A 14,025-nucleotide genomic window follows, 5' to 3' on the forward strand; every position below is an offset into this window, starting at 1 on the left:
CATTGGGTCGCGCCGGAATCAGCCAAGCTGGCCAACGGCATGCAACCACTGCTCCGAACGCTCCAGACCTACCTGTAGACAAACCTTTGGCTCGTAGCCGAGCAGACGCCGCGCTTTGTCAATGGAAATGCCGCCCGTGCGGGCGAACATGTACATGGTGTCCGGGGTGACCTCGCCCTGGCGCTTGAGCAATCGGTTGATGCTCCAGATGGCATTGGTCAGCGCCAGCGCCAGCCACAGCGGTAGACTGCGTGGCGCCCCGGAACGCTTGGCCCAGCGCCAGTGATAGCCGAAGAACTCCTGGCAGCTCACCGACTCGTTCGCGCTGATGTGGAAGATCTGTCCGCTCGCCTGCGGCAGCCCAGCGGCCAGCATCACGCCGTCCAGCAGATCGTCGATATACACCGGCGTCCAACGCCCCGATCCACCATTGGGCAGGATCAGCGTGCCGGCCTTGGCCATCTTCAGCGGCTCGCTCAACCAGGCACGAGAGCCAGGGCCATAGACATCCCCCGGCCGGACGATGGTGCAGTCGATCTCGCCAGCCGCATGCGCCGCCAGCACCACGTGCTCACTCGCGCCCTTGGCAACGCCGTAGCGATAGTGGTCGCCGATCACCACGTCGCAAGTTTCCTGCGCCTGGTCGGGGTAGTCCCAACCCAGCGCAGCAATCGAGGAAAACTGCACGAAACGCTTGGCGCCACCGTTGATGGCGACGTCCAGGCAGTTGCGCACACCCCGCACTGAGACTTCGCGGTACTGCGCCCACGATGCCGCCAGCGAAACCACGGCTGCGGTATTGATAAACAGCTCGCAGCCGCGGGCGTGCTCGGCCCACTGCTCGGGGCGGGTCAGGTCGCCGGCGACGACGTCATTGGCCGGGTCGGCACGCAGGTCCATGCCCCGCACCGTGGCACCCAGCGCTCGGTAGCGGGATGCCAGGGCCTGGCCAATGAAACCACTGGCACCGGTAATGAAGACCGATCGGGGCACTTCGGGGGTCTGCCCCTGTGCACCGACCGGCGGGCAAGAATGTTCCATCGAGCACACTCCAAAAAAGGGGGGAAACGCGGGCGCAGACGCCCGTGCCTGTCGGGTTAGCCGATGGTGTAGCCCGCGTGACCGGGGCGGATGTAACGGGCCGGTTCCAAGCCACGTTCCTTAACCAGGCGGTCGATGATCTGCATGATGTCGGTGGCATCCATGACATTCACGAAGTTTCCGTCCCGATCAAAGTTGATATTGGCGCCGTAGACCACCATGAAAGTGTCGGTCGGGCCCGTGTTGTCGGCCGGAACGCTGAAGGTGTGGATCGAGCCGCCCGGCTCGTACAGATAGCAGCCGGCTGTCTGCGGCTGGTCTGGATACTCGACATAGTTCCATTTGCCAGACAGCGTGAACAAGTGCACCGGGCCGGTGTGATAGTGACAAGGCAAACGCACTCCTGGCTGGAAGATCACGCGCAACGCCCATATACCCAGGTTCGGGTCGAGGTACAAAGGCTGCACGTCCACGCCCGGGAAGTACGGGGCCATGACATCCTTGTAGACCGGTAACTCGTTGGTGTTGAGAGTCAGTAGTTCTTTGTGATCGAACACTGGAATAGGCATTGGCATTATTGTTTTCCTCATGGCCGTGGTGCGGGCAATGGATTTGCCCTGGCGCAATACTGCGTCGCCGCCCTGCGGAAAACTTGTCATTTGCGGTCGAAAACTTGTCATCTACCGTCAATGCCCTCCCGCTCTCCGTGCACGTGGACTACTGACCTGGCTGGTGTCCTGTCTCGTGGGTATCTGGATGCATCTGTCTAACGACACCACGTTGGCGACGGCATCAGCCCCTGCGGTATTCATAGTCGCGTTCGCGGGTTACCTGTTGGCACCTAGCCTGCGACGTGCACAACCCCATGGCGACCCTGCCTGAACACCTCTTCGAAAATAGCGTGCGTAGTGCACCGCAACGCTATTACCAGTGCACCCTACGACAAGCCAACTCCCGTATTTGAGACGTAATGTAAACCCACGGGGCCGCATAGGCAGCTCTTAACCAAAATCCAATAACAAATGTTGGTGTCCAATGAAAACAGTTGACCCCATTACCCTCGCGGTCGTGCGCGGCGCGCTGGAAACAGCTCAGCGTGAGATGACTTTTACCCTGGAGAAGACTGGCCGCTCCAGTGTTTTCAACCTGGCACATGATTATTCGAACTCGCTCTTCGATCATCTTCCCGAGATGATTCTGCAAGGTCAGGATATCCCAATCCATCTTGGGTCTCTGATTCCCGCTATGAAGTGCGTTGCCGAGTTCTTTGGCGACGATATCGCCGAAGGCGATGTGCTGTACCACAACGACCCCGCCTACAAGGGCAGCCACATTCTCGACTGCTGCATGTACAAGCCGGTCTTCTACAAAGGCGAACTGGTTTTCTGGACCGTCTCCAAAGGCCACCTCACCGATGTCGGTGGCCCAGTACCCGCTGGCTACAATCCCGATGCCAAGGAAATCTACGCCGAAGGCCTGCGCATCCCGCCCGTGAAGCTTTGGGAGAAAGGCAAGCGTCGCGAAGATGTGATCAACCTGCTGTTGACCAACATGCGCGCACGTCCTTATCAGGAAGGCGACCTGAACGCCCAGTACGGTGCCTGTAAAGTAGGTGAACGTCACCTTCTAGAGCTGCTCGACAAATACGGCGTGGAGCAGGTCCGCGCCTGCATCGACGAACTGAAGAACATGGCGGATCGTCACATGCGCGCACTGGTTCGAGACGTGCCGGACGGCCATTACACCGGATCCGCCATTCTGGAAGACTCCGGGCACGGCTTGGGCGAACTGACCATCACCGCCAACATCGAGATTCGCGGCGATGAGATCAATATCCGTATCGACAGCCCACCTCAGGTGCCCTACTTCATCAACTCTTACGAAGGTAACTCGGTCTCGGGCATCTACCTGGGCATGATGATGTTCGCTCAGGTAGCACCGCCATACAACGAAGGCCTGTACCGCTGCCTGAATATCGACCTGGGTCCCAAGGGCACGCTGTGTAACGCTCAAGAACCCGCGCCGCACGTCAACTGCACGACTACGCCGATGGAAACGCTCGCCGATGCGGTGCGCGTGGCACTGGAGTCCGCCTCCCCAGATCGAGTCACCGCCTCTTGGGGCCACACGAGTGGCATCAACATGGCTGGCTATGACCCGCGCAATGGCAACAGTGAATACGTCACCATGGTCCTCGCTTCGATCATTTCGGGCGCAGGCGCCAACAAAGTGATGGACGGCTGGCACGCGTGCGGCCCACTGTGCTGCTTTGGCGCCTTGATGAGCGGTGACATCGAACTGCTCGAACATGCCTACCCCGTACTGATTCACCGCTATAGCCTCATGACCGATAGCGGCGGCGCCGGTGAATTCCGCGGAGGTTCCGGTACTCATCTGGAAATCGAGCCGCTTGACCACCCGATGACTATCGTAGGTTTCGGCGAAGGCCGTCAAAGAGCCACCGCTGGCGCCGCAGGTGCTCGCAACACGGTAATCGAACCGAAACTGGGTCGGCTGATCCATCGCAAGCCGGACGGCGAAGAAGACCACTACGTGCAGAACCCACTGCTCACCATCAAACCGGGCGAACGCATCATCAATATCAACGGCGGTGGTGGCGGTTACGGCGACCCTCTGCGTCGCCCTGTCGAGTCCGTACTGCAAGACGTGCGCAACGGCCTGGTATCACCTAATGCTGCAGCACTTGAGTATGGCGTCGTCCTGAACGCCGATGGACATCTCGATGAAACCGCCACCCGCACCAGCCGCGGCCAGCTCTGACCGGAGAATCAACATGCGCAAACAATATCGTCTCGGCATCGATGCTGGCGGAACCTTCACTGACTTCATCCTGGCAGACCTCGAAGGCGGCGTTCAGCTGTTCAAGGCACCGTCGACCCCTCAGGACGGCACACTCGCCATTCGTGCCGGCCTGGCACAAATCGCAGATGCCACCGGCAAGACACCTGCCGAGATCATCGCCAGCTGTGACTTGTGCATCAACGGTACCACCGTGGCACTCAACGCGCTCATCGAGCGCACTGGGGTCAAGGTCGGTCTGCTCTGCACCGAAGGCCATGAAGACAGCCTGGAAATTCGCCTCGGGCATAAAGAAGAGGGTTATCGGTATGACCCACACTATCCACCGGCCTACATGATCGTTCCGCGCCACCTTCGTCGTCCGGTCGCCGGGCGTATCCTCAGCGATGGCCGCGAACATGCCGCACTGGATGAGCGCGCCATCCACGAGGCAATCGAATACTTCCGTGCCGAAGGCGTCGAAGCGGTTGCCATCTCGTTTGTCTGGTCCGTACGCAACCCCAGCCACGAGAAGCGCGCGGCGGAACTGGTGCGCAAAGCGTTGCCAGGCGTCTTCGTATGCACAGGCAACGAGGTCTTCCCGCAGATTCGCGAATACACCCGCACCTCGACCACGGTGGTGAATGCCTACCTCAGCCCGGTCATGGCGCGCTATGTCGAACGTATCGACAGCCTGTTCGAAGAGCTCGGTGCGCACCAGCCTGTACGCTACTTCCAGTCGAATGGTGGCCTGGCGCCGGGCCATGTGATGCGCAATCGCGCCGTCAACGCGATCAACTCAGGTCCCGCTTCCGCTCCACAGGCAGGCTTGTCGGTCGGTGAACCTTTTGGCATCGACAACGTCATCACCGTCGACATGGGGGGCACCTCTTTCGACATCACCCTGACCAAGTCCGGCCGTACCAACTTCAGTAAGGACGTTGACTTCCTGCGCCAACGGATCGGCGTACCCATGATTCAGGTGGAAACCCTCGGTGCAGGGGGTGGATCCATTGCCCATCTGGACGAGTTCGGCATGCTTCAAGTCGGCCCTCGCAGTGCCGGCGCGAAGCCTGGCCCTGTCTGCTACGGCAAGGGCGGTACCGAACCGACGGTAACCGACGCCAACCTGGCCCTGGGTTACTTGCGTGACGGTGCAGTGCTCGGCGGCACGATCCGCCTTAACCGCCAAGCCGCGCTAGACGCAATTCGCACCAAAATAGCCGACCCACTGGGTATCAGTATCGAGCGCGCGGCAATCGGGATCATTACCTTGGTCAACCTGAACATGGTGAACGGTATCCGCCGGGTATCGATCGAACGCGGTTACGACCCACGCGACTTCGCCCTGATCGGCGCCGGCGGCGCGGCTGGCATGCACGTGGTTCGGCTGGCCGAGGACATCGGCATGCAAACCGTGCTGATTCCCAAGGTCGCCTCCGGCCTGTGCGCCTTTGGCCAGATCCTCTCGGATGTACGTTACGACCGTCTCACCAGCCTGCCAATGCGCCTCGATGCCGAGCACGTGGATCTGCAGTTGCTCAACAGGACACTCAAAGATCTGCGCGAGCAAGGCATGGCCAGGTTGCGGGACGATGGTTTTGACGACGCCGCCAGCAGTTGCCAATACACCTTGGAAATGCGCTACCTGGGCCAGGTCCATGAATGCAGCGTGGATCTCGCTCACCACGAACTGGACAGCGAAAAACTGGCGGAATTGATCACGGCATTCCACTCACTGCACGAGACCCTGTTCTCCTACAGCGAAACCGAGAGCGTGGTTGAACTGGTGAACATGGAATGCTCGGTGATCGGTCACCTGCCACGTCCCAAGCAACCCCGCCTGGAAGCGCCAACCAACCTGTCTGCGGCCATCCCGGAGAGCGTGCGACCAACGCGCTTCAGCGCCGATGGCGAATGGCAATCCACCTCGGTATTTGACGGCAATCACCTGTTGCCAGGTCAAACCGTCGAGGGGCCCTGCATCATTGAGGAAGACACCACCAACATCGTAATACCTCCGGGCTGGAAAGCGACTCTGGAGCCTTCCGCCACCTATCGAGTAACCCGCGTCCTCTGATAGGATCGATAGCATCAGGCGCTTCACGCCAGACTAGCCCGCAGGCACTAGCCTCCGGGCTTTCAACAATAATAAAAGCTGCATAAGTGGCTGCTTACGACCTTCTTTGCAAGCTGCCTCTTTGTAAAAGGAGGAATGATGTCTCTAGAACTATCTACGCAAGGCTGGACAGCGAGCGAGTGCCAGGAGCGATGGACTGAAACCATTATCGAGACGTTTTTCACACTCAGTCTAGACTTTGCGGCCGAACAGCCGTTCGACGGCTACCTTCAGCGCTGGAGCACCCCTACCAGCGATCTGAGCCTTTCTCATCTGCTGACCAGCCCAATCGACTATTCGCGCAACCAGGCGCAGATTGGACAGGATCATGATGCGTTCTACCTGGTTACCCTCCCCTGCCGAGCCGACATTCATTTCCAGCAAAGTGGTAATGACATTCTCTGTAACCCCGGCCACTTTATCCTTGAGCGCGGCGATTCACCTTTCCATTTCCGCCAGCACAACGAGAACGAGCTGTGGGTGCTCAAGCTTCCTGAATCTGCTCTGAAAGGGCATCTACGCGGCCCAGAACGCTACACACGCTATAGCTTCGATGCCACCCGTGGTCTCGGACGCATTTTCTTCGAACAGGTCAGCGCCTGCGCTCGCCATTTCGATGACTGCCCGGAATCTTCACGTCATGTGCTGCTGGAGCAGATTCTCGCGACCTTGCTACTGACGCTGCAACAGGATGACAGAGTACTGAGCAGTGAGGGCTCCAGCCTCATCGCGCTTCATCTTTCCCGTGTCGAGCGCTATGTGCAGCAAAATCTCGGCGACCCCGAACTGTCACCGCAATCCATTGCCAACGCCTGCAGCCTGTCATTGCGTTATCTGCACAAGCTGTTTTCCAGTACGCCTCATACGCTGAGTGAATGGATACGCCAACAACGGCTGGAAATGGTCTACCGCCAGTTACGCAATCCGCAATGCCACCTTTCGATTGGTGAACTGGCTTTTCGCAGCGGCTTCAGTGATCAGGCGCAATTTACCCGGGCATTTCGGCAGCGCTTCGGTAGCACGGCTCGCGAAGTCCGTACCAGCCTGGCCCACTGACAACAGGCGCGCAAGATCGTCGCCCTCTCCATTGCGGCCGCTGCACAGCGCCTCGACATGTGTGTGGGGTCAGGGTGCGTGATCGTGCTGATCACACCCTTGGACAGCAATTCGGATTCGCCATGCTCGAGTCACCGCCAAGGAGTACACGCTCGCAGACCGGGATGGCTTGTTCCTCAATGTCGCGGCCCAAGGCAGCAAGATCTGGCATTTCCGTTACTACTGGGAGGGCCGGCAGAAGCGGATGTCCTTCGGCAGTTACCCGTAGGTGGGGCTGCGTGACGCACGGGAGCGGCGAGATGAGCTGCGAGCGCTCATCGCTCAGGGATACAACCCCTACGAACGGCGCAAGCAGCAGCGTGTGCCGTGCGGCTTGCCCATAATCGGACCTTCAATGCTGAAGAGCTTTTTCCAGCACAAAAACAAACGCCCCGAACAAGTCGGGGCGTTTGGTCTAGGGCCTGCCAGTGTGTCTTCACACAGTCTGTTTCGGCCCTTCTTTTCAACGACTTACAGAGCTCCATGGAACTCTGTATATCTATAACTGGAGCGGGAAACGAGACTCGAACTCGCGACCCCGACCTTGGCAAGGTCGTGCTCTACCAACTGAGCTATTCCCGCGTCGTGATGGGTGCCATTGTAGCGATCTGCAAAACAACGTCAACCCTTTGATTCAAAAAAACTTTTACTTCTGCTCGGAGCCTTCGCGCAGGTGCGGCCAGGCCGCGACCAGGTAATGGACCATCGACAGCAGCGTCAGGCCAGCGGCGACCAGCAGCAAGGTGTAGCCAAGCACCACCCAGAAGGTCAGCACTGGCGGATTGGCCAGCAGAATGACCAGCGCCAGCATCTGCGCAGCGGTTTTCCACTTGCCGAGGTTTGACACGGCCACATGCGCCCTCGCCCCCAGCTCGGCCATCCACTCACGCAACGCCGAAACCACGATCTCTCGACCGATGATCACCGCAGCCGGCAAGGTCAGCCAGAAATTGGCATGCACCTGTACCAGCAATACCAAGGCGACCGCGACCATCAGCTTGTCCGCCACCGGGTCCAGGAAGGCACCGAAGGGCGTGCTCTGCTGCAGGCGACGGGCCAGGTAGCCGTCCAGCCAGTCAGTGGCGGCGGCGATGGCGAACACCGTGCTGGCGGCAATGTAGCTCCAGTGATAGGGCACATAGAACAGCAGGATGAAGATCGGGATGAGCAGGACGCGTAGAACGGTGAGCAGGTTTGGAATATTCATCGGTACGACTGGCTGCGGGTTGAAGGTGGCATTCTACTCGCTATGCAGGCTGGCATAAATCGACTCGGCAAGCTTTTTACTGATGCCCGGGGCCTTGGCGATCTCATCGATGCTGGCGCGATTGAGCTCCTGCAGGCCGCCGAAATGTTTCAGCAGGTCGCGACGGCGCTTGGGCCCGACCCCGGCCACATCCTCCAGGCTCGAGGTGCGACGGGCCTTGCCGCGCCGAGCACGGTGGCCGGTGATGGCAAAACGGTGGGCTTCGTCGCGGATCTGCTGGATCAGGTGCAAGGCCGGTGAGTCGCCCTTGAGGGTGAACTCATGGGCCACGTCATTGAGGTACAAGGTCTCGAAGCCGGCCTTGCGGGTCACGCCCTTGGCCACACCCAGCAGGGTCAGGTCGGTCAGGGCCAGCTCCTGCATGACGTCGCGGGCCATGTTCAACTGCCCCTTGCCGCCGTCCACCAGCAGCACATCGGGCAGCTTGCCCTCACCGTCCTTGATGCGACCGAAGCGGCGCGTCAGGGCCTGGTGCATGGCGGCGTAGTCGTCGCCGGCGGTCACGCCTTCGATGTTGAAGCGTCGGTAGTCGGACTTGAGCGGCCCTTCCGGGCCGAACACCACGCAGCTGGCCACGGTGGCTTCACCGCTCGAATGGCTGATGTCGTAGCACTCCAGGCGCTGGGGCACTTCGTCCAGACCCAGCACCTGAGCCAGGGCCTCGAAGCGCGCGGCCATGTGCTGGCGGTTGGCCAGGCGGGCGTTGAGGGCCTGCTCGGCATTGGTGACCGCCAACTGCTGCCAGCGCGCCCGGGTGCCACGCACCCGGTGGCTGATGGCCAGCTCCCGGCCACGCAGGGTTTGCACCGCCTCGCTGATGGCGGCGAAGTCTTCGTGGGTGACGTTGACGATCAATTCGCCCGGCAATTCGCGCTCGGCATTGCCCAGGTAGTACTGGGACAGGAATGCGGCCATGACCTCGGCCACCTCCTCCTCGATGCCCACCTGGGGAAAGAAGTTCTTGCTGCCCAATACCCGCCCGCCCCGCACGCTGATCAGGTGCACACAGGCGCCACCGGGGTTGACGAAGGCCGCCACCACATCGACATCACCCGAGCCACCTTCCATGTACTGTTGGTCCTGCACGCGGCGCAGCAACGCGATCTGGTCACGCAGCTCTGCTGCCCGCTCGAAATTCAGGGCCATGGCGGCCTTTTCCATCTCGGCGTTGAGCTCGTTGCCCAACTGCTGGCTGCGACCTTCGAGGAACATCATCGAATGGCGCACGTCCTCGGCATATTCCTCTGGCGACACCAGGCCGACGCACGGGCCTTTGCAGCGCTTGATCTGGTATTGCAGGCATGGCCGGGTGCGATTGGCGTAGTAGCTGTCCTCGCACTGGCGTACCGAGAAGGCTTTTTGCAGGAGGCTCAAGCTCTCGCGAATGGCACCAGCGCTGGGGTACGGCCCGAAGTAGCGCCCCTTGGCCTTCTTGGCACCACGGTGAATCCCCAGCCGTGGGAACTCGCCGTCAGACAAAAAGACATAGGGGTAGGATTTATCGTCACGCAGTAGGATGTTGTAGGGCGGACGCCATTCCTTGATCAGCGTCTGCTCCAGCAGCAGCGCCTCGGTCTCGTTGCCGGTGATGGTGGTCTCGACCTGGGCGATGCGCCCTACCAGCGCAGCGGTCTTGGGCGCCAGGCCCGTCTTGCGAAAGTAGCTGGCCAGGCGCTTCTTGAGATTCTTGGCCTTGCCCACGTAGAGCAGTCGCGCCTCGGCGTCGAACATTCGGTAGACGCCTGGACGACCGCTGCAGGTCGCCAGGAATGCGCTGGCATCGAAGATTTGGGACATGGGGCCTTACAGACTTGCGTCAACCATACCGTGGCGAACGGCCAGCAATGTCAGTTCGACGTCGCTGGTGACCGAGAGTTTTTCGAAGATCCGATAACGGTAAGTATTGACGGTCTTGGGTGACAGGCACAACTTGTCGGAGATGATCTGCACTTTCTGGCAACCCACGATCATCAGCGCGATCTGAATCTCCCGCTCCGACAAGGCATCGAACGGCGAGCCCTGGGGCTGGAACGACTTGAGCGCCAACTGCTGAGCGATCTGTGGGCTGATGTAGCGCTGGCCGGCAAACGCCAGGCGGATGGCCTGGACCATTTCGTCCAACCCCGCACCTTTGGTCAGGTAACCGGCCGCCCCGGCCTGCATCAGGCGTGTGGGGAACGGGTCGTCCTCGCACACGGTGACCGCGACCACTTTGATGTCCGGGTGGCTGCGCAGCAACTTGCGGGTCGCCTCCAGGCCGCCGATGCCGGGCATCTTCACGTCCATGAGAACGACGTCCGGCTTCAGCTCACGGGCCAGCTTGAGTGCCGACTCGCCGGAATCCGCTTCCCCCACCACCTGCAGGCCATCGATATCGGCCAACATGCGCGTGATGCCGGTACGCACCAGATCGTGATCATCGACCACCAAGACCCTAATCAAACAGACACCTCGTCAATGGGGCGATTGGATCCCGCCACCTTAACAAAATTTTTCACTGCTGACCTAGTGACCTGGGTGGCTATTTCGCCTCCTCGCGCGTAGCGCTCACTAGGTCAAAGCATCATCGAAAATCACAGGCCGACCCAGCGTGCGCACCTGGCCGACTTCCCGCTCGCTCGCCTCTCCCGCCAGGCGCTGCAACAGGTGACGCAAGGCACGCTTGTCGGCCTCGGGCAAGCGGCGGAACAGCGCCAGCACGCGGTCCTCGTCGACGGTCAGGCTGTCCAGTGGCACCGGGGTATGCACGCCGCTGAGTACATAGAGCGCGTCCACGCCGCGCTTGGCCAGCGCGGCCAGGTAATCAGCCCTCGGCGTACGCTCACCGCTTTCATATTTGCCTTGGGCATTGGGCTCGACACCACCGATGTCGCCAAACACCCGCTGGGTGAGGCCCAGGCGCTCACGTTCTTCCCGCAGACGCGGACCAAATCCACTCATTCGACTCCCTTCCCTTTGCTGTCCATGATTACCAAGGCAATGGCAACCTCCAAGCGAGTGGCCATCAATCCGGATGGCACTATGCCAATTGGGATCCAATCCTGGCAAGCCATCATTGCGCTATTGGTCACTTTCTGCCTCACCGGTCAGCACTCGACGCCGACCGCCCGCTGCATGCGCACGAAGCATTCGTCTTCGCCCATCTCCATGAAGCCGTGGCGCAAATAGAGCTGACGCGCGGGGTTGCTTTTGAACACCATCAACCGCAGCAAGGGCAGTCGCCGTTGCCCCGCCCATTGGGCCAGGGTCTCCAATGCCCAGGCACCGATCCCCCGCCCTCTGTGCTCGGGAAGCAGGTGCAACTCGCGGATGAACAACGCCTGGCGATCCTGGCTGAGACTGCAGAAACCCAGCACCTGCCCCTGCTCCATCACCAGCCACTGTTCGCGCCAGCTCCAAGCTTCATCGAAGGCTTCCTCGATCCACAGCAGGTCGAATTCCCGGTAGTACGGCAGCATGGCGCGGCGGGTCAGATCGCGGGCGAAGGTGCGATGGGCGTCGGTGGCCGGGACCAGTTCAAGAGGCATGGGGGGCGGATCCTGCAGTCGATCTAGGGGGCATAGCACACCGGAGAGCTTCCTGGCCCGCGGCGTTCGAGCTCATCCTCCAGCCACCCGGCCAGCACCACGGCATTGTTGTGCTCGGTGTCCTTGCCGGCATAGAGCAAGGTCAAGGTGCCCTTGGCGGCGAGGTCCAGCAGGGGGTACCAGTGCTCGGGATGGGCCGCCAGCTCCTGCTGGTAGCGCTGGGTGAAACCGGCGAAATCCACCTCGCCATGATGAAACGCCTTACGCAGTTCATCGGTCGGCGCCACCTCTCGCAACCATTGTCCGTGGAGGTCGTCCCTGCGTTTATTTCGCGGCCACAGGCGATCGACCAGCACCCGCTGACCATCCTCGGCCTCAATGGGATCGTAGACACGTTTGCAGCGGATCACGGCGCTCTCCTATGACAAGCCTTCCCTATCAGACTAGGGCCTTCATTGACCAAGGTCACGTGCAAACCCTGCAATGCCTTCTATGCTTTGAGCGCTTGGCATCTTTGCCCGACGCCACCCGGAGCCCCCCATGGCAACCTCGTCACTGGCCAACCGCGACGCCCGTCCGCAGTTGTCGCACAGACCCGGCCGCGCCACCCTCACGTTGTTCATCGGCCTGCTGCTGGCCGCAGTGGCCTACACCGCCTGGAGCCTGAAACAGGATGTCAGCGCCAGCGGCACCGTCGTCACCACCTTCACTCCCTTCCTGCTGCTGGGCCTGGCGCTGCTGATCGCCCTGGGTTTCGAGTTCGTCAATGGCTTCCATGACACGGCCAATGCGGTCGCCACGGTGATCTATACCCATTCCTTGCCAGCGCCGGTGGCGGTGGTGTGGTCTGGCCTGTGCAATTTCCTTGGGGTGCTGCTGTCCAGCGGCGCCGTGGCATTCGCCATCATTGCGCTGCTGCCAGTGGAGCTGATCCTGCAGGTGGGCTCCACGGCCGGCTTCGCCATGGTGTTCGCCCTGCTGCTGGCGGCGATCATCTGGAACCTGGGCACCTGGTGGCTGGGCCTGCCTGCATCGTCTTCACACACCTTGATCGGTTCGATCATCGGCGTCGGCGTGGCCAACGCCCTGATGCATGGGCGCGCAGGCACCAGCGGAGTGGACTGGAGCCAGGCGAGCAAGGTGGGTTATGCCCTGCTGTTCTCGCCGCTGATTGGCTTCGCCTGCGCCGCCTTGCTGTTGCTGGCACTGCGTCTGCTGGTCAAGCGTCGTGAGCTGTACGAGGCACCGCAAGGGCAGACACCTCCCCCTTGGTGGATTCGCGGCGTGTTGATCCTGACCTGCACCGGCGTGTCGTTCGCTCATGGATCCAACGACGGCCAGAAAGGCATGGGGCTGATCATGCTGATTCTGGTCGGCACCCTGCCGATGGCGTACGCGCTGAACAAGACCATGCCCACCGAGCAGGCACAACAGTTCTCCGCCGTTGCCCAAAGCACCCGTCAAGCGTTGGTGCGCAGTGCGCCTCAAGCCGCCCCGGCCGACCCACGCCAGGCGCTGATCGCCTTCATTGCCGAGCCCAAGGCGAGCCCGCAGCTGGTCCCCGCATTGGCCGCACTCAGCGGGATGATCGGCGAGCAGGTCAAAGGCTATGGCTCCCTCAACCGAGTGCCAGCCGAAGCCATGGCCAACGTGCGCAACGACATGTATCTGGCAAGCGAAACCATCCGCATCATCGACAAACAACAGTTGGCACGCTTCGATGCCGATACCCATCGCCAGGTAAGCGTGTTCAAACAGCAATTGGACGATGCCACTCGCTACATACCGCTGTGGGTCAAGGTAGTGGTCGCCATCGCACTGGGCCTGGGCACCATGGTGGGCTGGCGACGCATCGTCGTCACCGTGGGCGAAAAGATCGGCAAGACCCACCTGAGCTATGCCCAGGGTGCCTCGGCGGAGGTGGTGGCCATGTGCACCATTGGCGCGGCGGACCTTTTCGGCCTGCCGGTATCGACCACCCATGTGCTGTCGTCGGGCGTCGCGGGCACCATGGTGGCGAACGGGTCGGGCATCCAGCGGCGGACACTGTTCAATCTATTGATGGCCTGGGTATTGACCTTGCCGGCAGCCATGCTGCTGGCCGGATGCCTGTACTGGCTACTGTGCCAGGTATTCTGAAGGTTCAGGGCCGCACCACGACCCTGAACACGTGCGGG

General features: G+C 61.0%; 12 protein-coding genes, 1 tRNA gene and 1 pseudogene. 5 read left to right on the plus strand and 9 right to left on the minus strand.

Translation table 11 applies throughout. The annotated features are described in order from the left end of the window. Window positions 1-18: 18 nt before the first annotated feature. Together IEC33019_RS11615 and IEC33019_RS11620 are read right to left on the minus strand one after the other, a co-directional pair. Window positions 19-1,041, minus strand: coding sequence for an NAD-dependent epimerase/dehydratase family protein (locus IEC33019_RS11615; RefSeq protein ID WP_070091852.1), 1,023 nt, complete (start codon window positions 1,039-1,041; stop codon window positions 19-21). Between the two features lie 56 nt (window positions 1,042-1,097). Continuing rightward, window positions 1,098-1,616 carry a 2,4'-dihydroxyacetophenone dioxygenase family protein gene (locus tag IEC33019_RS11620; protein WP_099593568.1) on the minus strand — a complete coding sequence of 173 codons (519 nt, stop codon included), beginning with the start codon at window positions 1,614-1,616 and terminating at the stop codon, window positions 1,098-1,100. Between the two features lie 460 nt (window positions 1,617-2,076). Here IEC33019_RS11620 and capB point away from each other — a divergent pair, with 460 nt between their 5' ends. From capB to IEC33019_RS28185, 4 genes and pseudogenes are all read left to right on the plus strand, one after another. Then, a complete protein-coding gene (capB, locus tag IEC33019_RS11625; protein ID WP_070091853.1) occupies window positions 2,077-3,822 on the plus strand; it encodes a caprolactamase subunit beta in 1,746 nt (581 codons plus the stop codon). Window positions 3,823-3,835: 13 nt separating this feature from the next. After that, entirely contained in the window at window positions 3,836-5,920 is a 2,085-nt protein-coding gene (gene capA / locus IEC33019_RS11630; protein WP_070091854.1) for a caprolactamase subunit alpha, read from the plus strand. A 138-nt stretch (window positions 5,921-6,058) separates the two neighbouring features. Further along, a complete protein-coding gene (locus tag IEC33019_RS11635) occupies window positions 6,059-7,015 on the plus strand; it encodes a helix-turn-helix domain-containing protein (protein WP_070091855.1) in 957 nt (318 codons plus the stop codon). A gap of 109 nt (window positions 7,016-7,124) precedes the next feature. Next, window positions 7,125-7,414 (plus strand): annotated as a pseudogene (locus IEC33019_RS28185) (Arm DNA-binding domain-containing protein); the annotation flags it as partial. Window positions 7,415-7,560: 146 nt separating this feature from the next. Here the strand turns inward: IEC33019_RS28185 and IEC33019_RS11645 are convergent. The 7 genes from IEC33019_RS11645 to IEC33019_RS11675 all read right to left on the minus strand — a co-directional run bounded on the left by IEC33019_RS11645 (window position 7,561) and on the right by IEC33019_RS11675 (window position 12,258). Beyond that, a tRNA-Gly gene (locus IEC33019_RS11645) sits at window positions 7,561-7,636 on the minus strand. A 64-nt stretch (window positions 7,637-7,700) separates the two neighbouring features. Then, the gene (gene pgsA, locus IEC33019_RS11650; RefSeq protein WP_070091856.1) at window positions 7,701-8,261 is read right to left on the minus strand and encodes a CDP-diacylglycerol--glycerol-3-phosphate 3-phosphatidyltransferase; all 561 of its coding nucleotides are present in this window, start codon (window positions 8,259-8,261) and stop codon (window positions 7,701-7,703) included. A gap of 33 nt (window positions 8,262-8,294) precedes the next feature. Continuing rightward, the gene (uvrC, locus tag IEC33019_RS11655; protein ID WP_070091857.1) at window positions 8,295-10,118 is read right to left on the minus strand and encodes an excinuclease ABC subunit UvrC; all 1,824 of its coding nucleotides are present in this window, start codon (window positions 10,116-10,118) and stop codon (window positions 8,295-8,297) included. A gap of 6 nt (window positions 10,119-10,124) precedes the next feature. Further along, window positions 10,125-10,763, minus strand: a complete 639-nt coding sequence (gacA, locus tag IEC33019_RS11660) for a response regulator transcription factor GacA (RefSeq protein WP_043209199.1) — start codon at window positions 10,761-10,763, stop codon at window positions 10,125-10,127. A gap of 108 nt (window positions 10,764-10,871) precedes the next feature. Further along, window positions 10,872-11,261: a helix-turn-helix domain-containing protein gene (locus tag IEC33019_RS11665; RefSeq protein WP_070091858.1), complete on the minus strand. Its 390-nt coding sequence runs from the start codon at window positions 11,259-11,261 to the stop codon at window positions 10,872-10,874. A gap of 146 nt (window positions 11,262-11,407) precedes the next feature. Beyond that, the gene (locus tag IEC33019_RS11670) at window positions 11,408-11,848 is read right to left on the minus strand and encodes a GNAT family N-acetyltransferase (RefSeq protein ID WP_070091859.1); all 441 of its coding nucleotides are present in this window, start codon (window positions 11,846-11,848) and stop codon (window positions 11,408-11,410) included. A gap of 23 nt (window positions 11,849-11,871) precedes the next feature. Beyond that, complete coding sequence (locus IEC33019_RS11675) at window positions 11,872-12,258, minus strand: DUF488 domain-containing protein (RefSeq protein ID WP_070091860.1); 387 nt, start codon at window positions 12,256-12,258, stop codon at window positions 11,872-11,874. Between the two features lie 130 nt (window positions 12,259-12,388). On the opposite strand from IEC33019_RS11675, the gene IEC33019_RS11680 reads away from it, so the two are divergent. Beyond that, the gene (locus IEC33019_RS11680) at window positions 12,389-13,987 is read left to right on the plus strand and encodes an inorganic phosphate transporter (RefSeq protein WP_070091861.1); all 1,599 of its coding nucleotides are present in this window, start codon (window positions 12,389-12,391) and stop codon (window positions 13,985-13,987) included. Window positions 13,988-14,025 lie beyond the last annotated feature (38 nt).

The sequence above is a fragment of the Pseudomonas putida genome (assembly GCF_002741075.1).
Taxonomy (GTDB): Bacteria; Pseudomonadota; Gammaproteobacteria; order Pseudomonadales; family Pseudomonadaceae; genus Aquipseudomonas; species Aquipseudomonas putida_T.